Raw genomic sequence first — 21,345 nt, 5'->3', positions numbered from 1 at the left:
ATGATCGAGGGCCCCGCCCTGATCATGTCCCTTTTTCACGCCCGCCTCCAGCCGCGTTCCGGGCGTGGGTGAGGATGGGTTCGTGCCTGAGTTGCCCGAGGTCGAGGTGGTCCGCCGCGGTGTTTCCGATCATGCGGTGGGACGGAAGCTCTCCAGCGTCGAAGTGCTGCACCCGCGTGCCGTCCGCCGTCACGTGCCCGGAGCGCAGGACCTCGCGGCCAGGCTCGCCGGGAGAGTGCTGACCGCGGCCCGCCGGCGCGGCAAGTACCTGTGGATCGAACTCGGTGACGGCCCCGACGAGACCGACGGCGAAGCGGTGGTCGTGCACCTGGGCATGAGCGGGCAGCTGCTCGTGCAGCCCACCGATGCGCCCGACGAGAAGCACCTGCGGGTGCGGATGCGCTTCACCGACGGCGGTTCCGAGCTGCGGTTCGTCGACCAGCGCACGTTCGGCGGGCTGCAGCTGGCCGAGCTCGTCGAGGTGGACGGCGTGGCACTGCCCCAACCGGTCGCGCACATCGCACCTGATCCGCTGGAGCCGGTGTTCGACCTGGCCAGGCTGACCGAGCGGCTGCGCGGTCGCCGCACCGGCATCAAGCGCGCCCTGCTCGACCAGAGCCTGGTCTCCGGCATCGGCAACATCTACGCCGACGAAGCCCTGTGGCGGGCCAAGCTGCACTGGGCCCGTCCGACCGCGACCATGACCCGCCCCAAGGTCCGCGAACTGTTCGAGGCCGTCACCGACGTCATCGGCGAAGCGCTGCGCGCGGGCGGCACCTCGTTCGACGCGCTCTACGTCAACGTCAACGGCGAATCGGGTTACTTCGACCGCTCGCTGGCGGTCTACGGCCAGGAAGGCAACCCCTGCCCGCGCTGCGGAGCGTCGATCCGCCGCGACCCGTGGATGAACCGCTCCGCCTACACCTGCCCGGTCTGCCAACCGAAACCCCGCAACGCGCACCTGTGAGCCACGCCGCGCCTCGGCAGTCGCGGAGGTGCGAGGTCGTGCCACCGCCGTAGGCCGCCGGGCCCGCTCTTGAAGCGAGGACTCCCACCAGCCGGCGAGGGGACGCCTCCTGCCACGCCCGTCGTGGGCGGGGGAACCGTCATCGCGACACCGGCCACGTGCGAGTTGCTCGCACACGCGTCGGGGAGAGCCGCTCCCAGCCGATTCCCAGCTTCCGCCAACGGCGTTCGCACCTGCGTCCGGCTTGATGGATGCCGAACCGGATGAGAGGTGGGTGGGAGATGAGTGCCGTGCCGCAGCTCGGCGCCGAGGCAGCGCAGGGCGCGTCGAACCGGACCGCGACCGTCGACGTGGTGGTCCCGGTCCACAACGAGGAACGTTCCCTTCCCGGATGCCTGGAAGTGCTGAGCAGGTACCTGGGCGAAGGGTTCCCCTTCTCGTGGTCGATCACCGTCGTCGACAACGCCAGCACGGATGCGACCCTGCAGGTGGCGCACGGGCTCGCTCGGAAGATGCCCCACGTGCGGGTGCTGCACCTGGACCGCAAGGGACGCGGCTTGGCGCTGCGGACCGCGTGGGGGTACAGCGACGCCGACGTCGTGGTCTACATGGACGTGGATCTGTCGACCGGGCTGGACGCGCTGCTGCCGTTGGTCGCGCCGCTGGTCAACGGGCACTCCGATCTCGCCATCGGTTCACGGCTGGCCCCCGGTTCGCGGACCGTGCGGGGCGGGAAGCGGGAGTTGATCTCGCGCGGCTACAACAAGATGATCAGGTGGACCCACGGCGCCCGATTCACCGACGCCCAGTGCGGGTTCAAAGCGGCTCGCACCGAGGTCATTCGCCCGCTGTTGCGACGGGTCGAGGACGATTCCTGGTTCTTCGACACCGAACTGCTGCTGCTGGCCGAGCACAACGGTCTGCGGGTGCACGAGGTGCCGGTCGACTGGATCGAGGACGTCGACACGCGGGTGAACGTGCTGCGCACGGCGACCGACGACCTCGCCGGGCTCGTGCGGGTCGCGCGCGCCAAGATCACCGGTGCCGCGAGGGTCCCGGGACTGCCGCAACGTCCCGAGCCCCGTGCGGCGCACCCGCAAGCGGTGCTGGCAAAGCGGGAGAACGGCCTGCTGTGGCAACTGGTCTCGTTCGGCGCGATCGGGTTGGTGTCCACGGTGCTCACGTCGCTGCTGTACGCGCTCTTGCGCGGTTGGTGGCCGCCGCTGCTGGCGAACCTGGTCGCGCTGACCGTCACGACGGTGTGGAACACCGAGGCCAACCGGCGCTACACGTTCCTGCAGCAGCGCGGCTCGTCCGGTCGCGTGCACGCCCAAGGGCTGATCGTGTTCGCGCTGTACTACGTGGTGACCTCCGGCGCGCTGCTCGGCTTGCACGCCTACGCGGCGAATCCGTCGCGCTGGCTGGAGGTCCTGGTTCTGATTCTGTCCTCAGTGGTCGGTACCGCGCTGAGGTTCGTACTGCTCCGCTCGTGGGTCTTCGCGGCCCCGGCCAGGGAAGAGGAAATGTCATGATCGCAGTCGAAGAGGCTGTGCCGCAGGCGAGATCGAGCAGCGGCCCGCCACCGGTGTGGCACCGGATCGCCCTGGCGGGAACCTGCGCGCTCGCGGCCGTGCTGCACCTGTGGGGCATCGGGAGCTCCTGGGGCAACAGCTACTACACGGCGGCCGTGAAGTCGATGTCGTCGAACTTCGAGGCGTTCTTCTTCGGGGCGTTCGACTCGGTCGGCGTGATCACCGTCGACAAGCCGCCGATGGCCCTGTGGTTGCAGGTGCTGTCGGTGAAGGTCTTCGGTTTCAACCAGTTCGCGGTGCTGTTCCCGCAGGTCGTGTGCGGTGTCGCGGCCGTGTTCCTGCTGCACCGGACGGTGCGTCGGTGGGCCGGTGAGAACGCCGCGCTGATCGCCTCGCTGGTGCTGGCGCTGAGCCCCATCACGGTGCTGATCAACCGGGACAACAACCCGGACACGCTGCTGGTGCTGCTGGTGGTCGCCGCCGCCTACGCGATGACGCGGGCGGTGTCCGACCGCCGCTCGACCGGTTGGATCGCGTTGGCCGCGTTCCTGGTCGGCTGCGGGTTCATGACCAAGATGTTGCAGGCCTGGATGGTGCTGCCGGCGTTCGTCGCCGCCTACCTGGTGGGCAGCCGGAACGGCTGGGGTCGCAAGGTTCTCGACCTCGGCGTGGCGGCCGCGGTGCTGCTGGTGAGCTCGTTCTGGTGGGTGGTGGCGACCGAGCTGTGGCCTTCGCCCAAGCCCTACATCGGTGGCAGCACCGATGGTTCGGCGTGGGACCTGATCTTCGGGTACAACGGCTTCGGCCGGATCCTCGGCAACAGCGCCGGAAACGGCGGCGGTGGGCCCGGTGGCGGGGGAGGTCCTGGTGGCGGCGGAGGGTTCTCCGGAACCGCCGGTGTGCTGCGGCTGTTCAACGAGCAGCTGGCGGGGCAGATCAGCTGGCTGCTGCCGTTGAGCGCGTTGATCCTGGTCACGATGCTGGTGCTGGGTGTCCGGCACTGGCGCGCGGGAGGTTCCCTCCAGCGCGAGCTGACCGCCGGATGGGTGCTGTGGGGTGGCTGGCTGGGCGTCATCGGCGTGATGTTCAGCTTCGCCCAGGGCACCATGCACCCCTACTACACGACGATGCTGGCGCCCGCGGTCGGCGCGGTTGTCGGCGTTGGGCTCGTCCGGTTCTGGCGGTGGTACCGGCAGCCGGGCGGGAAGGCCTGGTTGCTGCTGCCCGCCGGTGTCGCGATCACGGTCCCCTGGGCGATGGCCGTGGTGGCGAGGGACCTGAGCTGGCACCCGTGGACCGGCTACCTGGCCGTGGGGCTCGGAGCGCTGGCTCTGGTGGTGCTGATGATCGGTCGTCGCCGACGCGCGGGTCTGGCCGAGGCCGGGTTCGTGCTGGCGGTGACCGCGATGCTCACCGTGCCCGCGACCTGGTCGGCGATCGGTGCCGTCGGCGGGAGCACCGGGATGATGGGCGGCGCCAACCCGATGGCCGGACCGCAGACGTCGATGGGCGGCCCCGGCGCCGGGTCGCGCGATGGCCGCATGCCGGGCATGAACGGTCAGGTGCCTCCCGGAGGGATGCCTCCCGGGATGTCCCGAGACCGCGGTGGCACGGGTGGCGGCCCGGGTGGTGCCTCGCTGAGCGCCGACCAGCAGAAGATCGTCGACCACGTGAAGGCCAACGCGGGTGACGCGCAGATCCCCCTGGCGGTGGAGGGCGGCGCGAACGGCGCGTCGAGCTACATCATCAACACGGATCTGACGGTGGTCGGCATGGGCGGCTTCACGGGATCCGATGACGCACCGTCGGTCGCCCAGCTCACCGAGTGGAAGCAGAACGGCCAACTCGCCTTCGTCCTGCTGGGCGGCGGCCCGGGCGGCATGACGCGCGCCCACGACGCCCAGTCCGGTCAGGCGCAGCGGGGACAGCCCCAGGGCGGCGATCGGGCCGGTTCCGGGATGCAGGTGCCCGGGGGCGGGAGAGGTGGCCAGGCGGCAACGGACCGGGAGAACTGGGTGAAGCAGAACTGCACCCTCGTCGCCCCCGTCACCTACGGCCTCTCGACCGACTCCGCCCAGCAGCTCTACCGCTGCGGATGACCCGGGTCACCGCCGCAATCCGGTCCCGGATCACGGCGGCGATCCGGGCTGCGGAGAGAGGGAGTGATCGGGGACCGGACCACAGCGGTGATCGGGGGACGGATTACTCCCGTAATCGGGGGACGGAATACGGGAGTAATCCGTCCCCCGAACGCGGGCGTGAGGTGGGGTGGGACACGGGGGTGAGCTTTCAGCGAGTTTCCAGGGTTTTCCCAGGGAGGTGGGTGATGCTGGGGGACGTGGTGGAGAGCAGCGGAGCGCGGGTGCTCGTCGTGGACGACGAGCCGAACATCCTGGAACTGCTGGCCGCGGCGTTGCGCCTGAGCGGTTTCGAGGTGCGCGGTGCCGCGACCGGTGCGGAGGCGCTGCGCGCGGCGGCCGAGTTCCACCCGGACATCGTCGTGCTGGACGTGATGCTCCCCGACCGCGACGGCTTCTCCGTCGCCACCGAGCTGCGCGGCGGAGGCAACACCGTCCCGGTGCTGTTCCTGACCGCGCGCGACGCGGTGGAGGACCGCATCGCCGGCCTGACGGCGGGCGGCGACGACTACGTCACCAAGCCGTTCAGCCTGGACGAGGTCGTCCTGCGGCTGCGCGCGATCCTGCGGCGGGTCCGTCCCGAGCAGGACGACAGCGCCAAGCTGCGCTACCAGGACCTGGCGCTCGACGAGGACACCTACGAGGTCCGCCGGGCCGGGCAGCTGGTGAGCCTGTCGCCGACCGAGTTCAAGCTGCTGCGCTACCTGCTGATCAACGCCGAGAAGGTGGTCAGCAAGGTGCAGATCCTGGACCGGGTGTGGAACTACGAGTTCGGCGGTGATTCGCGGATCGTGGAGTCCTACATCAGCTACCTGCGGCGCAAGGTCGACTCGGTGTCACCTCCGCTGATCCACACCATCCGCGGTGTCGGCTACGTGCTGCGGCTCCCGCCGGAGAACCGATGAGGTTCGTGCGCACGTTGCGCGGACGCCTGGTGCTCGTGCTGGTCGGGGCGCTGGTCGTGGGTCTGCTGCTGATGGGGTTCACCAGCGTCGCGCTGCTCAACCGCTCCCTGGTGGAGCGCACCGACGACCGGCTCGCCGAGATGTCGATGCCCTGGGAGAAAGGGCGCATGCCTCCCCCGGACCCGACGCACCGGCATCCCGAGGGCCCCGGCAGGGGAGAGCTGCCGACGGACTTCCGGGTGCTGATCTTCGACTCCACCGGCCGCCAGGTGGGGGGAACGCTCGGCGCGACCGAGGGTGAGCCGGGAGGCCCCCTTCTGCTCAACCCGGAGCGCGGGCCGCTGGTCGGCACGGTCCCGGATCGGGCGGGCGGTTCGGATTGGCGGGTGCGGCGCGTTCACCTGCCCGACGGGCGCAACGTGGTGCTGTCGTTGTCGCTGGACAACGCCCAAGCGACGGTGCAGCAGCTGGTCGTCATCGAACTGGTGGTCGGCGGGCTGGTGCTGCTGGTGCTGGCGCTGGCCGCTGCGGGGACGGTCCGGCTCAGCCTGCGCCCGCTGGCGCGGATCGAGGACACCGCCGACGCCATCGCCGCCGGTCAGCTGGATCGCCGGGTGCCGGATCAGGATCCGCGCACCGAGACCGGCCGGCTCGGCGAGGCGCTGAACACGATGCTGGGCAGGCTGACCGATGCGCTGCAGCAGCGGGAGCGTTCCGAGGACCGGCTGCGCAGGTTCGTCGCCGACGCCTCGCACGAGCTGCGCACGCCGCTGACCTCGATCCGCGGGTTCGCCGAGCTCTACCGCCGCAGCGAGGAGCACCGGCCGGAGGACGTGCGAATGATGATGCGCCGCATCGAGTCCGAGTCGGTGCGGATGGGCGGTCTGGTGGAGGACATGCTGCTGCTGGCGCGGCTCGACCGGGAACGCACCATCGACCTGGTCGACCTCGACCTGGTCCCGCTGGTCCGCGACGCCGTGCACGACGCCAGGGCGCGCGACCCGGAACGCGCGATCACCCTGCAGAGCCCGGACGAACTGCGGGTTCTCGGTGATGGCGCCCGGCTGCGGCAGGTGCTCACGAACCTGGTGAACAACGCCCTGGTGCACACCCCTGCCGGTTCGCCGATCGCGGTCGACATCGCCCACGCCGAGGTGAGCGACAGGGCCGTCGCCGCGACGGGCGCGGACATCGGCCACGGGACGAGGATGGTCGCGGTCTCGGTCACCGACACCGGTCCGGGGATCGCGCCGGAGCACGCGACGAGGATCTTCGACCGCTTCTACCGCGTCGACGAGGGCCGGACCCGTGCTGCCGGCGGGACCGGGCTGGGGCTGGCGATCACCGCTGCCCTGGCGCAGGCGCACAACGGCCGTCTCGAACTCCACGGAGACCCCGGCGGTGGCAGCACTTTCCGCCTCCTGCTGCCGGTCGACTGACAGCGAGGGGGGAGCCGCGACTCGGGTGGGAAGTGCGGCTCCCCTCCTCACGTCTCACGCGGTCAGAGCTTGACCGTGGGGTTGTGGATGTCGAACCAGACCGACAGGTCGAGGGCGCGCTCGAAGGTGTAGCGAGCGGCCATGTCGATGTTGGCCGGGTCCTGCTCGATGGCCTCGGCGATCCACTTCTCGTTCAGCAGCGACAGCGCGGGGCTGTCGGCCTTGACCAGGTCGCGGACCTGGCGCTGCAGGACCGCCGCGTACTTCGGGTCCTGAGTGGACGGGTACGGGCTCTTGACCCGCTCGACCACCGACTGCGGGAGGGTGTCGGCGGTGGCGTGGCGGAGCAGGCTCTTCTCGCGGCCGTCGAAGGTCTTCAGCGACCACGGGGTGTTGAAGACGTACTCGACCAGGCGGTGGTCGCAGAACGGCACGCGCACCTCCAGGCCGACCGCCATGCTCATCCGGTCCTTGCGGTCGAGCAGGATGCGCACGAAGCGGGTCAGGTGCAGGTAGCAGATCTCCCGCATCCGCCGCTCCAGGTCGCTCTCCCCGTCGAGGGCGGGGACCTCGCCGAGCGCGGTGCGGTAGCCGTCGGCGATGAACGACGGGATGTCGAGCGCGGCGGCGACTCCGGGGTCGAGCATGTCGAAGCCGGCCCCCTGGCTCTGCACGGCGGCCAGCCAGGGGAAGGTGTCGGCCGCGCGCACGTCCGGGTCGTGGAACCACTTGTAGCCGCCGAAGACCTCGTCCGCGGACTCACCGGACAGCGCCACCGTGGAGTGCTGCCGGATCGCCTTGAACAGCAGGTACAGCGACTGGTCCATGTCGCCCAGGCCCATCGGGAAGTCGCGCGCCTGCACGGTCGCGCGGCGCACCTCCGGGTCGGCGAGGGTGTCGGGGTCCAGCACGATGTCCTGGTGCTGCGATCCGACGTGCTCGGCGACGTCGCGCACGTAGGGGCCGTCCGGGGTGGCGCGCATGGGGTCGGGGACGAAGTTCTCGGTCTGGCCGAGGAAGTCGACCGCGAAGCTGCGCACCTGCTCGCCGCTCTTCGCCAGGTGCAGCCCGGACAGCGCGGTGATGGCGCTGGAGTCGAGGCCGCCGGAGAGCAGCACGCAGCGCGGCACGTCGGAGACCAGCTGGCGCTGCACGATGTCGTCCATCAGCTCGCGCACGTGCGCCACGGAAGCCTGCTGGTCGTCGGTGTGCTCGGTGGCCTGCAGCTTCCAGTAGGTCTGCTCGCGCAGGCCCTTGCGGTCGAGGGTGACGACGGTGCCCGGCTCGACCTCGCGCATGCCCGCCCACACGGCCTGGCCGGGGGTCTTGACCATGCCGAACAGCTCGCGCATGCCGTCGGCGTCGACGACCTTGTCGGCGAGCGGGTTGGCCAGGATCGCCTTGGGCTCGGAGCCGAAGAGCACGCCGTGCTCGGTGGGGTAGTAGTACAGCGGCTTGATGCCCATCCGGTCGCGGATGAGCAGCAGCTTCTCCTCGCGGGAGTCCCAGATGGCGAAGGCGAACATGCCGTTGAGGTGCTCGGCGACCTGGGCGCCCCACTCGAGGTAGCCGTGCAGGACGACCTCGGTGTCGCTGTCGGTGTCGAACCGGTGGCCGCGACGGCGGAGCTCGTCGCGCAGCTCGGTGAAGTTGTAGGCTTCACCGCTGTAGACGATGGCGACCTGGCCGCTCTCGGCCTCCATCGGCTGCGCGCCTCCGGGCAGGTCGATGATGGCCAGCCGCCGGTGTCCGAGTGCGGCGTGCCTGCTGACCCACGTGTCACCGGCGTCCGGGCCGCGACAGGTCATGGTGTCGCACATGGCGTCGACTGTGGAGCGGTGCTCGGTCAGGTTGCGCTGGAAGTCGATCCAGCCGGAGATTCCGCACATTTCCGGATTTATCCCCAATCTTGTTTGTTCCGTGCCGGTTTCGGGCGTTTCACGGCGAGGTTTCAACGCACCGACTTGTTAGCGACAGTAACGAGATCGTTGCATCGATGAAACCAACTAGCGGAGTGAAGTCACCCACCCGCAAAACGCGCAGACCTGCTGAAAACGGGAGGAAAGCGGCCCCGTCAAGAACGCATCAAGGCCGCCCTCCGCCGCGTCAAGGACTCGTCATGGGACTCGACCGCGCATCCGGTGCGGGGCTTGGCTGGACCACGGTCGTCGAAGAGAGCTCGAGAAGGAGTTGACCGGTCGTGGTCGATCTCGCCTACGCGGCGTTGTTGGTCGGCGGATTCCTGGTGCTGGCGCTGATGCTGCGCGGTGTGGAGCGGTTATGAGCGCGCTGGTCGCCAACGTCGCCGGCGGTGTGCTGGCGCTGCTGCTCATCGGATACCTGTTCGTCGCGCTGGTCCGGCCGGAGAGGTTCTGATGGGACTGCTCCAAGCAGGCCTGCTGGTGGCCGTGCTCGCGGTCGTCCACAAGCCCTTCGGGGACTACATGGCGCGCGTCTACACCGCCGAAACCGACTGGCGCGTCGAGAAGTTCGTCTACCGGTTGGTCGGCGTGAACTCCTCGACCCGGCAGCGCTGGACCAGCTACGCGACGGGTGTGCTCGCGTTCTCGCTGGTCTCGATCGCGCTGCTCTACGCGGTGCAGCGGCTGCAACCGCTGCTGCCGCTGAGCCTCGGGCGCGGCTCCGTGCCGCCGTCGATGGCGTTCAACACCGCCGTCAGCTTCGCCACCAATACCAACTGGCAGTCCTACGTGCCCGAAGAAGTCCTCGGACACGGCGTCCAGATGGCCGGGCTGACCGTGCAGAACTTCGTCTCCGCGGCGGTGGGGATGGCCGTCGCCGTCGCCCTCGTGCGCGGCTTCGCGGGCGACGGCACCGGCCGGATCGGCAACGTGTGGGTCGACATCACCCGCGGCTGCACCCGGATCCTGCTGCCGATCTCGGTCGTGGCCGCGATCGTGCTGGTCGCGCTGGGTGCGGCGATGAGCTTCGCGCCCGGCATCGAGGTGACCGGCCTCGACGGGCAGGCGCGCACCATCGCCACCGCCCCGATCGCGAGCCAGGAGGTCATCAAGGAACTCGGCACCAATGGCGGCGGCGTGCTCAACGCCAACTCCGCGCACCCGCTGTCCAACCCCGGCGGCGTCTCGAACCTGCTGGAGATCTTCCTGCTGCTGGTCATCCCGGTCTCGCTGACCCGCACCTTCGGCACCATGGTCGGCGACCGCCGGCAGGGCCACGTCCTGGTGTCGGTGATGGCGACCCTGTGGGCGGCGATGCTGGCCGTGACGTGGTGGGCCGAAACGCACCCGAACGGCCCGGCGGCCCTGGCGGCCGGAGCCGCGTTGGAGGGCAAGGAGGCCCGGTTCGGCATCGACGCCTCCGTGCTGTGGGCGGTGAGCACCACCGGCACCTCCACCGGCGCGGTCAACGCGATGCACGACAGCTTCACCGGCCTCGGCGGCGGGACCGTTCTGCTCAACATGCTCATCGGCGAGGTCGCTCCCGGCGGAGTCGGCGCCGGGCTCTACGGAATCCTCGTGCTGGCCGTGATCGCCGTGTTCCTCGCAGGGCTCATGGTCGGGCGCACCCCGGAGTACCTCGGCAAGAAGCTGGGCCGTCGCGAGGTGACGGCCGCCGCCCTGTCAGTGCTGGCGATGCCGACCGCGGTCCTGCTGGGCACCGGGCTCGCGATGGCGCTTCCCGCCACCCGGGACGCGCTGAGCAACACCGGCGCGCACGGGCTCTCCGAAGTCATCTACGCCTTCGCCTCCGCGGGCAACAACAACGGCAGCGCCTTCGCCGGGCTCACCGCGACCAGCCCCTTCCTCCAGACCGCGCTGGGCGTGGTGATGCTGGTGGGACGGTTCGTGCCGATCCTGGCCGTGCTGATGCTCGCCGGCTCGGTCGCGCAGCAGCAACGCGTCCCCGCCACCGCAGGGACGTTGCCGACCACCGGGCCGCTGTTCGCCGGTCTGCTCGGCGGCACGGTCGTGCTCGTCGCAGCGCTGACCTTCCTGCCCGCACTCGCACTAGGCCCGATCGCGGAGGCCCTGGCATGACCACCACCCTCGAACCCGCGCTCGACACGCCCGCCGAGCACCGGCGAACCGCCGCGGGAACCTTCCGACCACGCCGGCTGCTGAGCTCGGTTCCCGAAGCGCTGCGCAAGCTTCACCCGCGACACCAGCTGCGCAATCCGGTGATGTTCGTGGTGTGGGCCGGATCCGCGCTGACCACCGTCCTCGCCGCGTTCTCCCCGAGCGCCTTCACGATCGCGGTCGCGGCGTGGCTGTGGTTCACCGTGCTGTTCGCGAACCTCGCCGAAGCGGTCGCCGAAGGACGGGGCCGCGCGCAGGCGGAGTCGCTGCGGCGCACCAGGACCGAAGCCGTCGCCCGCAAGCTCGTCGACGGCGGTGAGCGGAAGGTTCCCGGCACCGCGCTGACGATCGGCGACGAGGTCGTGGTCGAGGCGGGCGAGACCATCCCCGGCGACGGCGACGTGGTCGAGGGCATCGCGACCGTCGACGAATCGGCCATCACCGGTGAATCCGCGCCCGTCATCCGGGAATTCGGCGGTGACCGCTCCGCGGTGACGGCGGGAACCACCGTGCTCTCCGACCGCATCGTCGTGCGGATCACCGCCGCACCGGGCGAGACCTTCGTGGACCGCATGATCGCTCTCGTCGAAGGCGCGCAACGGCAGAAGACGCCCAACGAGATCGCGCTGACCATCCTGCTGTCCACGCTGACGATCATCTTCCTGCTCGCCGTGGTCGCCCTGCAGCCGATGGCGGCCTACTCCGGTTCGCTGATCGAGGTCACGACTTTGACCGCGCTGCTGGTGTGCCTGATCCCGACCACGATCGGAGCGCTGCTCTCGGCGATCGGCATCGCGGGGATGGACCGGCTCGTGCAGCGCAACGTCCTCGCCAAGTCCGGCCGCGCGGTCGAGGCCGCAGGCGACGTGGACACGCTGCTGCTGGACAAGACCGGGACCATCACCTTCGGCAACCGCAGGTGCACCGAACTCGTCCCCGTCGACGGCGTCGGCCCGGACGAGCTCGCGGAGGTCGCCCGCCTGTCGAGCCTCGCCGACCCCACGCCGGAAGGCACCAGCGTCGTGGCCTTCTGCGCGCAGGAGTTCGGCCTGCCCGAGGGAGCCGTTGGCGCGGAGGTGGGTGCGAGGAAGGTTCCCTTCACCGCGCAGACCCGGATGAGCGGCATCGACCTCGACGGCCGCAGCATCCGCAAGGGAGCTCTCAGCGCACTCCGCGACCAGGTGGGGGAACTTCCCGAGCAGGTCGTGCGATGCGCCGACGAGATCGCCGCGTCCGGTGCGACGCCGCTGGTCATCGCCGAGAACCACCGCGTGATGGGCGTCATCCGACTGTCCGATGTCGTCAAACCCGGGATGCGGGAGCGCTTCGCCGAACTGCGCGCGATGGGCATCCGCACGGTGATGATCACCGGCGACAACGAGCTCACCGCCCGCGCCATCGCCGCCGAAGCCGGCGTGGACGACTACCTCGCCGAGGCCAAGCCCGAGGACAAGATGGCCTTGATCAAGCGGGAGCAGGCCGGTGGGCGGATGGTGGCCATGACCGGTGACGGCACCAACGACGCCCCCGCGCTCGCCCAGGCCGACGTCGGGGTCGCGATGAACACCGGCACCAGCGCTGCCAAGGAAGCCGGCAACATGGTCGATCTCGACTCGGATCCGACCAAGCTGATCGAGATCGTCGAGATCGGCAAGCAGCTGCTGATCACCCGCGGCGCGTTGACGACCTTCAGCATCGCCAACGACCTGGCCAAGTACTTCGCGATCCTGCCCGCGCTGTTCGTGGGCATCCACCCGCAGCTGGGCGCGCTGAACGTGATGGGCCTGTCGACCCCGAACTCGGCGGTGCTGTCGGCGGTGGTGTTCAACGCGCTGATCATCGTCGCGCTGATCCCGCTGGCGCTGCGCGGTGTCCGCTACCGGCCGTCCACCGCGGCCGTCCTGCTGCGGCGGAACCTGCTGGTCTACGGCCTCGGCGGCGTGGTGACGCCGTTCGCCGGGATCTGGCTGATCGACCTGGTGATCCGATTCGTGCCCGGAATCGGGTGAGGGGAGTGAGCGCGTTGCTGCGTCAGTGCGCGGCGGGACTTCGGCTGCTGCTGGTGGCCACGGTCCTGCTCGGCATCGGCTATCCGATGGCGATCTGGGGAGTCAGCCGGCTTCCGGGACTTCTGGCCCACGCGGAGGGCTCGCAGATCGTGGCCGACGGCCGCGTGATCGGCTCCTCGCTGATCGGAATCGACCCCGTGCCCGAAGACCCGGCGAGGGATCCCTACTTCCACACCCGGCCCTCGGCGTCGGCGGAAGGTTCCCTCGGTCCCGGCGACCCGGCCACGTCGGGCGGCTCGAACCTCGGTGGCTTCAACGGCGATCTCCTCGCCGCGGTCCAGGAGCGCCGCACCGCCATCGCCGCCCGGGAGGTAGTCGCCCCCGAAGTGGTCCCGGCCGACGCGGTCACCGCCTCGGCGAGCGGGGTCGACCCGCACATCAGCCCCGCCTACGCCGAGCTCCAGGCGTCCCGGGTGGCGAGGGTGACGGGACTGCCCCTCGCAGAGGTCCACCGCCTCATCGCCGACTGCGAGGAAGGCGGCCTCGTGTCACCGAGGGCCGTCAACGTCACGACCCTCAACGTTGCCGTGCACCGGGCCGCGCGGTGACGAGGGGAACGAACGTGTCGCGCGGCCCTGTCGCTCAGCCGAGACTGGAGGCGCCTCGGCTGGGGCGCGAGCGATGACACCGGATGATGTTCGGCGCTAATAGCAGCGGGCAGTAGGAGACTGGACGTCGTGGAACAGGGGCGAAAGCGCGGTGAGCTGCGGATATACCTCGGGGCGGCGCCGGGGGTCGGCAAGACCTACGCGATGCTCAACGAGGCGCATCGCAGGGCCGGGCGCGGCACCGACGTGGTCGCGGGGTTCATCGAGGACCACGGTCGCGCCAAGACCGCGGCGCTTCTCGACGGCCTGGAGGTGCTGCCGAGGGCGGAGAGGTCGCATCGTGGGGTGGCGCTGACCGAGTTCGACGTGGACGGGATGCTCGCCCGCCGGCCGGAGGTCGCCGTCGTCGACGAGCTCGCCCACACCAACGTCCCCGGCAGCCGCAACGAGAAGCGCTGGCAGGACGTCGAGGAGCTCCTCGACGCCGGCATCACCGTGCTCTCCACCGTCAACGTCCAGCACCTGGACAGCCTCAACGACGTCGTGGAGACCATCACCGGAGTCCGCCAGCAGGAAACCGTCCCCGACGAGGTGGTCCGCAGGGCGGGGCAGATCGAGCTGGTCGACATCACCCCGCAGGCGCTGCGCCGCCGCATGGCTCACGGCAACGTCTACCCGGCCGAGCGGGTCGACGCGGCCCTGGGCAACTACTTCCGCACCGGGAACCTGACCGCGCTGCGCGAACTGGCCCTGCTGTGGCTGGCAGACCAGGTGGACGTCGCGCTGCGCCGGTACCGGGCGGAGGAGCAGATCACCGCCACCTGGGAGACGCGGGAACGGGTCGTGGTCGCGGTGACCGGCGGGCCGGAGAGCGAGACGCTGATCCGCCGGGCCCGCCGGATCGCCGCCCGCGCCGGTGCCGAGCTGCAGGTCGTGCACGTCCTGCGCGGCGACGGGCTGTCCGGGACGTCCCCTCGCGCGCTGGGCAAGGCCCGCAAGGTCGCCGACGCCGTGGGCGCCAGCTTCCACACCGTCGTCGGCGACGACGTCCCGGAAGCGCTGCTGGAGTTCGCCCGCGCCGCCGACGCCACCCAGCTCGTGCTGGGAACGTCTCGCCGATCGCGCTGGGCGCGGGTGTTCGACGAGGGGATCGGCTCGACCACGGTGCAGAAGTCCGGGCCGATCGACGTGCACATGGTCACCCACGACGAAGCGGGCACCAGGCGGCTGCGGAAGAACCTGGCCCGCAACCCGCTGTCGGCGACCCGCCAGGCGTGGGGCTGGGTGCTCGCGGTGGTGCTGCCCGCGCTGGTCACGCTGCTCGCCACGACGTGGGTGGACGTCGCGGTGTCCACCGACGTCGTCGGCTACTTCCTGGCCACGATCGTGGTCGCGCTGGTGGGAGGAATGGCCCCTTCCATCGCGGCCGCGCTGCTGGCGGGTGGGCTGCTGAACTTCTTCCTCACCGAACCGCGCTACTCGCTGATGGTCACCGATCCGGAGAACGTGGTCACGCTGGTCGGGATGATGCTGGTCGGGGTGCTGGTGGCCTTCACCGTCGACCGGGCGGCCCGGCTCGCCGAGCAGGCGGCCCGCGCCGGCACGGAGGCGGCCTTGCTCACCTCCTACGCCCGCACCGTGCTGACCCATCCCGCGCCCCTGGCCCGGCTGCTGGAGAAGGTCGCCGAGAACTTCGGCCTCACGTCGGTGGCCCTGCTGGAGCGCGTCGACGACTCCTGGCGGGTCGCCGCGAGCACCGGGGGCGATCCGTGCCGACGGCCCGATGAGTCCGATGTGGACATCGAGGTGACCAAGGACGCCCACCTGTCACTGCGCCGCGCGGGCAAACGTCCCCTTCCCGCCGCCGACCGCGTCGTCCTGGAAGGCGCGGCCGGGCAGGCGTTGCTGGCGCTGCGGCAGCAGCGGATGGCCGACGGCGCCAGGGAGGCGCAACGCCGCGCCGATGCCACGCAGCTGCGCACCGCCCTGCTGTCGGCCGTGGGCCACGACCTGCGCACCCCGCTGGCGTCCATCAAGGCGTCGGTGAGCAGCCTGCGCGCCCCCGACCTCCAGCTGTCCCCGGACGACACCGCGGAACTCCTGGCGGGAGTGGAGGAATCCGCCGACCGGCTCACCCGGCTCGTCGACAACCTGCTGGACTCCTCGCGCCTGGCCACCGGTGCCGTGACACCGCGGCTGCACCCCGTCGGCTACGACGAGGTCGTCGCCCGCGCGCTGGCCGGCCTGGACGGGTGGCACCACATCGACCTCGACATCTCCGAGCGGCTGCCGCGCGTGCTGGCCGATCCCGGGCTGCTGGAGCGGGTCGTGGCCAACGTCGTGCAGAACGCGCTCAAGTACGGCCGGCCTGATGAGGGCCGCATCCGGGTCGGCGCCAGCGCCCACGCCTCCCGGGTCGAGCTGCGCGTCGTCGACCACGGGCCAGGGCTTCCCGCCGGTGCCGACGACGACGCGTTCGCCCCCTTCGAGCGCCTCGGCGAGCACGGCGAGCGGGGTGACGCGGGACCGGGTGGTGTCGGCCTCGGGCTGAGCGTGGCGCAGGGTTTCGTGGACGCGATGAGGGGAACCATCCGCGCGGAGGACACTCCTGGTGGCGGGCTGACGATCGTGGTCTCGCTGCCCGCGGCGGACCGACAGGGGGAGTAGATGACCAAGGTCCTGGTGGTCGACGACGAACCGCAGCTGCTGCGCGCCCTGCGCATCAACCTGGCCGCGCGCGGGTACCAGGTGCTCACCGCCGTCGACGGGAGGTCGGCGCTGCGCGCGGCCGGCGACGGCAAGCCCGACGCCGTCGTGCTGGACCTCGGGTTGCCGGACCTGGACGGCACCGAGGTGATCGCCGGGCTGCGCGGGTGGACGACGGTTCCCATCATCGTGCTGTCGGCCCGCACCGACTCCGCCGACAAGGTCCACGCCCTCGACGCCGGAGCCGACGACTACGTCACCAAACCCTTCGGCATGGACGAACTCCTGGCGCGGCTGCGCGCCGCCGTCCGCCGGGCCAGCACCAGCGGCTCGGGCGACCAGCCGGTGGTCGAGACGGCGACCTTCACCGTCGACCTCTCCGCGAAGAAGGTCCTGCGCGACGGAGTCGAGATCCACCTCACGCCCACCGAGTGGGGAATGCTGGAACTGCTGGCGCGCAACCAGGGACGCCTCGTGGCGCAGAAGCAGCTGCTGCACGAGGTCTGGGGTCCGCAGTACGCCAACGAGACCCACTACCTGCGCGTTTACCTCGCCCAGCTCCGCCGCAAGCTGGAACTCGACCCGAGCCGCCCCCGACACCTGCTGACGGAACCGGGAATGGGGTACCGGCTGGAGCTCTAAGCCTTCCCATGCGTGCTCGCGAATAGGGGTGGGAAGTTCCGGGAAGTGGGTGCTGGCCGGGTTGGAGCGCTGCTACTGTCGGTTCCGACCGGGTGATCAAATGCCGCCGCGACCTGGGGGTTTCCGCGATGACGACACCACCACCGCCTCCCGCGCCGGATGCCGGTGTTGCCGGGCAGACCATCACGGTCAACAAGGACAACGTCCTCGCGGTCCGCAGGACCATCCTGGCCGCGGCCGAGGACGCGAGCGAGCGGCTCAACGACCTCGCTCCGAGCCTGGCCGTCAGCCCGCCGGCTCGCGACGAGATTTCCCAGCGCGCCGCAGCTGTCTGGACCGCGAACCTGCTGGGAAATCCCGACTCGCACTTCCGCCGCTTGCAGCAGTACGTGGACAACGTGATCGCGCTCGGGGAGCAGTTGGGCGAAGCCGCCAAGCAGTACGGCTACACCGATGAAGAGATCAGCGCTTCGTTCCAGTCGAAGCGGGGACCGCAGTGAGAGGAATCCCAGTGCGTTTCGGTAGCCGGTTCGCAGCGGTGATCCCCGCTGCAGCTGTGATCGCGTTGGCCGGTTGCACGGTGAACGGTCCCGACCCGGCGCCGCCCGCCCCGAAGCCCGAATCGATGAACCTGCCGCAGCGTCCGGAGGATCTGCCCGTCGAGGGCAAGCAAGATGCCGACGTGTGCACTTGGATGAGTGCCGAGCAGGCGAGATCTATGCAGTTGGGTCCCGGTGAGCCGTTGCCCAAGGACGGCAGCAACTACAACGGGTGCGGCTACCTCGGCGATACCGGTGCCGCGCGGTTCGCCATCGGCGTGCGGATCATCCCCGAGGCGATCGACATGTTCCTCCAGAAGATCAACTCCAGCCCGGGAACGCGGCAGGTCTACGAGCTCAACGGTTTCGGCACCGTGCAGAGCCAGATCAACGGCGGCGAGAGCCTCGGTTGCGACGCGTTCATCGACGCGGCGCAAGGCCAGACGGTCTGGGTCAACATGCAGTTGCAGACGCCCGGTGCCATGAACGCCGACCAGATGTGCGAGAAGGCCCAGACGGCGGCGCATTCCGCCGTCAGCACGTTGCAGGCTCAGAGCTAGGGGGCTGGCGTGACCTACATCGACCCGATCCGCGACATCCGCTTCAAGGGAATGGACATCCCCGAGCTCCAGGAGTGGATCGCTCAGATCAAGCAGGGCCAGGGCACCCAGGCGATGCAGGGAGCTGTTCGAGCGTTGGACAAGTGCGTGCAGGTCGTGGTCGACCTCGACGACACGCTGCGCCGCGAGCTCGGCAAGCTGCACGTCGAGTGGGAGGGCAGCGCGGGCAGTCTCGCCGCCGAGGCGACCCGGCAGCAGAGCGTGGCCCTCGGCAACGCCCCCGACCCGCTCGCGGTGTCCGCGAGCAGCGTCGACGCGCAGGCCGGCGGGTACGAGTCGGCGCGGCACCGGCTGCCCAACGCCGAGGAGCTGCGGCACAAGCAGTCGGAGAACGTCTTCGAGTGGGCCGGCGGTGGGTTCGGCTACGAGAGCGACTACGACGAGGAAGCCAAGAAGATCGAGGCGGAGAAGCAGGCCGCGCAGGCGGCGCTGTCGAACTACCGCGACACCTCGGTCGAGCAGGCCCAGGCCTACCAGCCGCTGCCGACGATGCCGGCCGCTGCGGTGGCGCCCGCGTCGTCGTCCGGGGCCACGCCTTCGTCCGGGATCGGATCGTTCGGGACCGCCACGGGTGGCTCCCAGGGGGACCTCGCGGGTGGCGCGGTCGTCGGCGGTGCGATCGCCGGTGGCACGGTCGCCGGAGGTCAGGTCGGGGGTGACCGGACGGGTGCGCCGAGGACGCCCGTCGAGCAGCCGTCGGCCGGGCAGCCGCCCGCGGGGAGGCGTCCCGGAGACCAGGAACGCCCCGGAGACGAGGAACGTCCCGGCCAGGGCGAGGACGAGCACGCCGCCGAGTTCGACGCCGATCCGGACCCGCAGGCCGGGGCCGACGACGGCGGAGTCAGCACGGGAACGGTCCTCGGCATCGCCGCCGGTGGCGCGGCGGTGGCCGGGATCGGCGCGTACGCGGCGAGCAAGGCCCTCGGCGGCCGGCTCCCGGCGACCGCGTCCGGTCCCAAGGTCGTGCCCGGCGCGGGCGAGTCGAAGACGCCCACGACGCGGGGCGGGACCATCGGCGGAGGCCCGGGCGACACGGTGGCGGGCAAGGCCGCGGGAAGCACCCCGGGCAGCCGACCCGCGCCGGGATCGATGATGTCGCCTGCGGCCACGCGCGGCGAGAAGCCGGGCGAGGACTCCGAGCACGAGAACAAGTACACCGCCGAGGAAACCCCGTTCGACGACGACCGGCTGGTCGCTCCCGCGGTCCTGGGCCACGTCGAGCCGGCGGCCACCGAGAGCGAAGACGAAGACGACGACGCCGAGCCGGAGAAGCAGGACTGACGTTGCGCCCCGGAGCCGAAGCCGACCCGATCTACCTGTCCGCGCTGGAGTTCGACGTCGTCTGCGAGTCGGCCGGGTTCGACGAGCGGCGGCACATCATCCTCGACGTGCCGAGCCCGGGTTCCACCTACACCGAGCGCGCGGAACTCGTCGCGCAGGCGTGGGAGTCGTTGCGGCACAAGCGACTCGCCGAGACCAGGCGCGACCGGGTCGAGGTGGAGTTCGCCGACCTGCTCGGACTGCTGGACCGGCCGCAGCGCAGCATCGACGTCCGCATCTGGGCCGATCGCCCGATCCGCGCGCTGGCCTGCGCGAACGGCGGTGAAGGGCTGCTCACGGTGGTGGACGGCGACGTGGTCGAGATGACTCCGATCCGGGGCGGTTCGCTGGCCGAGGCCGCCGTGTCGGTCGCCGGTGACGTGCCGCCGGGTCCCGGGCGCGCCGTCAGCCTGCCCAACGGCGCCCTGCGCAAGGCCTCGGACGTCGCCGGAGCGGGGAACCCGCTGGTCTTCACCGATGAGCTGCGCATCCTCGGCGTCGCTCACGACGACGCGGCGGACGTCGCGAACATGGCCAACAACATGGGGATCCGCGGCCAGTTCGGGGCCGAGAGCAGCGCGGGCCGCAGCAAGCCCGCCCGAGCTGGTCGCGTGGTGGCCTTCCACGACACCGATCGCGGCCGCTACCTCCACGTGGTGCGCAGCAGCGGCGACGGCCGGGCCTGGAGCACCATCGCACCGGCCGACAACGGCCGCCTCGCCGAGTACGTCCGGGAACTCCTCGCCGAGGTCTGGGACGACTCCGCGGCCCACGATTTCAGTGGAAGTCCATACCCCGATTTCCACTGAAATCCGGTTACCCCGGGGTGGACGGCGTTGGCAGTGGGCGGTTCTGGCCCGAACCATCCATGGTCGATGTCGGGTCAAGTCGGAGCACAACCGCCCAGTGCCGTGGGATCGAAGACCGGGGTGCGGGGCGGCGGACTTAGGGTGGGGTCGTGTATTCGGAGTTGATCTCGCGGGCGAAGCGCCTCGCGGAGAGCGGGACGCGCGCGATCCTGGGGATCGCCGGAGCGCCCGGAGCGGGCAAGGGCACCGTGGCCGAGCGGGTGCTCAGCGAGGTCGCCGACTCCGCCGTGCTGGTGCCGATGGACGGGTTCCACCTGGCCGACGAGCAGCTGCGGCGTCTGGGCCGGGCCGACCGCAAGGGAGCCCCCGACACCTTCGACGCCGCCGGGTACGTCGCGCTGCTGCGGCGGATCCGAGAAGGTTCGGAGGCCGTGTACGCGCCCCGGTTCCACCGCGAGATCGAGGAGTCCTTCGCCGCCGAGATCGTCGTGGAGCCCGACGTCCCGCTGGTGATCACCGAGGGCAACTACCTGCTGCTGGACACCCCGCCCTGGTCGCAGGTGCGCGGGCTGCTCGACGAGTGCTGGTTCCTCGCGCCCGACGACGAGTTGCGCGTGCAGCGGCTGATCGACCGCCACGTCCGCTACGGCCGGTCGCCGGAGGCCGCGGCCGAGTGGGTCCGCCGCAGCGATGAGCGCAACGCCGCCCTCGTCGCGGGCACCCGCGACCGCGCGGATCTCGTCGTGGAGGGCGACCCGAGCTGACTCAGCGCTGCCGGAGTTCCGCGCGCACGTCGTCGGGGATGCGGCCGGTGTGGTCGATCGGCGTCCACGCCTCGCTGCGGATCCACTGCGAACCGCAGCCCCGGCAGGCCAGCAGGGGAAGTCCGTCGAGCTGCGCGGGAGTCCGGTGCCACGAGCACAACGACCGGCACGCGTGCACTGCCAGCGACATCAGTTCGACGTCTGGGTCGAGCTGGGGCCGTGCGTGGCGGTGGGCTCCGGCGGGTCGGGCTCGGTCGTGGTGGTCGGCGTCGGCGACGGGCGGGTG

The 21,345-nt window shown here is 70.7% G+C and carries 18 protein-coding genes; 16 read left to right on the top strand and 2 right to left on the bottom strand.

The genetic code is table 11. The annotated features are described in order from the left end of the window. Positions 1-82 precede the first annotated feature (82 nt). The 5 genes from mutM to E1181_RS18625 all read left to right on the top strand — a co-directional run bounded on the left by mutM (position 83) and on the right by E1181_RS18625 (position 6,981). Positions 83-967, top strand: coding sequence for a bifunctional DNA-formamidopyrimidine glycosylase/DNA-(apurinic or apyrimidinic site) lyase (gene mutM, locus E1181_RS18645; protein ID WP_132676524.1), 885 nt, complete (start codon positions 83-85; stop codon positions 965-967). A gap of 281 nt (positions 968-1,248) precedes the next feature. Then, positions 1,249-2,499 (top strand): bifunctional glycosyltransferase family 2/GtrA family protein, encoded by a 1,251-nt coding sequence (locus E1181_RS18640; protein ID WP_132676522.1) that lies wholly within the window; start codon positions 1,249-1,251, stop codon positions 2,497-2,499. Further along, positions 2,496-4,598 (top strand): glycosyltransferase family 39 protein, encoded by a 2,103-nt coding sequence (locus tag E1181_RS18635; RefSeq protein WP_132676520.1) that lies wholly within the window; start codon positions 2,496-2,498, stop codon positions 4,596-4,598. The genes E1181_RS18640 and E1181_RS18635 overlap by 4 nt, the downstream gene beginning before the upstream one ends. A gap of 227 nt (positions 4,599-4,825) precedes the next feature. Next, complete coding sequence (locus E1181_RS18630; RefSeq protein ID WP_132676518.1) at positions 4,826-5,542, top strand: response regulator transcription factor; 717 nt, start codon at positions 4,826-4,828, stop codon at positions 5,540-5,542. After that, positions 5,539-6,981 (top strand): sensor histidine kinase, encoded by a 1,443-nt coding sequence (locus E1181_RS18625; protein ID WP_132676516.1) that lies wholly within the window; start codon positions 5,539-5,541, stop codon positions 6,979-6,981. The genes E1181_RS18630 and E1181_RS18625 overlap by 4 nt, the downstream gene beginning before the upstream one ends. Before the next feature lie 62 nt (positions 6,982-7,043). On the opposite strand, the gene asnB is transcribed toward E1181_RS18625, so the two are convergent. After that, the gene (gene asnB / locus E1181_RS18620; RefSeq protein WP_132676514.1) at positions 7,044-8,870 is read right to left on the bottom strand and encodes an asparagine synthase (glutamine-hydrolyzing); all 1,827 of its coding nucleotides are present in this window, start codon (positions 8,868-8,870) and stop codon (positions 7,044-7,046) included. 391 nt (positions 8,871-9,261) lie between these two features. On the opposite strand from asnB, the gene kdpF reads away from it, so the two are divergent. The 11 genes from kdpF to E1181_RS18565 all read left to right on the top strand — a co-directional run bounded on the left by kdpF (position 9,262) and on the right by E1181_RS18565 (position 21,059). Beyond that, positions 9,262-9,357 (top strand): K(+)-transporting ATPase subunit F, encoded by a 96-nt coding sequence (gene kdpF / locus E1181_RS18615; RefSeq protein ID WP_132676512.1) that lies wholly within the window; start codon positions 9,262-9,264, stop codon positions 9,355-9,357. Beyond that, positions 9,357-11,003, top strand: a complete 1,647-nt coding sequence (kdpA, locus tag E1181_RS18610) for a potassium-transporting ATPase subunit KdpA (protein ID WP_132676510.1) — start codon at positions 9,357-9,359, stop codon at positions 11,001-11,003. The genes kdpF and kdpA overlap by 1 nt, the downstream gene beginning before the upstream one ends. Next, positions 11,000-13,051 carry a potassium-transporting ATPase subunit KdpB gene (gene kdpB, locus E1181_RS18605; protein WP_132676508.1) on the top strand — a complete coding sequence of 684 codons (2,052 nt, stop codon included), beginning with the start codon at positions 11,000-11,002 and terminating at the stop codon, positions 13,049-13,051. Before kdpA ends, kdpB begins: the two co-directional genes overlap by 4 nt. Before the next feature lie 5 nt (positions 13,052-13,056). Beyond that, a complete protein-coding gene (locus tag E1181_RS18600) occupies positions 13,057-13,659 on the top strand; it encodes a potassium-transporting ATPase subunit C (protein ID WP_132676506.1) in 603 nt (200 codons plus the stop codon). A gap of 129 nt (positions 13,660-13,788) precedes the next feature. Beyond that, positions 13,789-16,326: a sensor histidine kinase gene (locus tag E1181_RS18595; protein WP_132676504.1), complete on the top strand. Its 2,538-nt coding sequence runs from the start codon at positions 13,789-13,791 to the stop codon at positions 16,324-16,326. Beyond that, on the top strand, positions 16,327-17,007 hold the full coding sequence (locus E1181_RS18590) for a response regulator (RefSeq protein WP_132676502.1): 681 nt from the start codon (positions 16,327-16,329) through the stop codon (positions 17,005-17,007). A gap of 128 nt (positions 17,008-17,135) precedes the next feature. Further along, positions 17,136-17,507 carry a hypothetical protein gene (locus tag E1181_RS18585; RefSeq protein WP_165944668.1) on the top strand — a complete coding sequence of 124 codons (372 nt, stop codon included), beginning with the start codon at positions 17,136-17,138 and terminating at the stop codon, positions 17,505-17,507. Positions 17,508-17,563: 56 nt separating this feature from the next. Beyond that, complete coding sequence (locus E1181_RS18580; protein WP_165944667.1) at positions 17,564-18,106, top strand: DUF3558 family protein; 543 nt, start codon at positions 17,564-17,566, stop codon at positions 18,104-18,106. A 9-nt stretch (positions 18,107-18,115) separates the two neighbouring features. Next, positions 18,116-19,447: a PPE domain-containing protein gene (locus tag E1181_RS18575; protein ID WP_132676498.1), complete on the top strand. Its 1,332-nt coding sequence runs from the start codon at positions 18,116-18,118 to the stop codon at positions 19,445-19,447. A 2-nt stretch (positions 19,448-19,449) separates the two neighbouring features. Beyond that, positions 19,450-20,295 carry an ESX secretion-associated protein EspG gene (locus tag E1181_RS18570; RefSeq protein WP_132676496.1) on the top strand — a complete coding sequence of 282 codons (846 nt, stop codon included), beginning with the start codon at positions 19,450-19,452 and terminating at the stop codon, positions 20,293-20,295. A gap of 149 nt (positions 20,296-20,444) precedes the next feature. Then, the gene (locus tag E1181_RS18565; protein WP_132676494.1) at positions 20,445-21,059 is read left to right on the top strand and encodes a nucleoside/nucleotide kinase family protein; all 615 of its coding nucleotides are present in this window, start codon (positions 20,445-20,447) and stop codon (positions 21,057-21,059) included. Between the two features lies 1 nt (position 21,060). Here the strand turns inward: E1181_RS18565 and E1181_RS18560 are convergent. Then, positions 21,061-21,345 (bottom strand): hypothetical protein (locus tag E1181_RS18560; protein WP_235876865.1); only part of this gene is annotated, 285 nt, incomplete at its 5' end.

The organism is Saccharopolyspora terrae, assembly GCF_004348435.1.
GTDB lineage: Bacteria > Actinomycetota > Actinomycetes > Mycobacteriales > Pseudonocardiaceae > Saccharopolyspora > Saccharopolyspora endophytica.
Note: the sequence above shows the minus strand (reverse complement) of the source record. Positions and strands in the feature narration are given on the sequence as shown.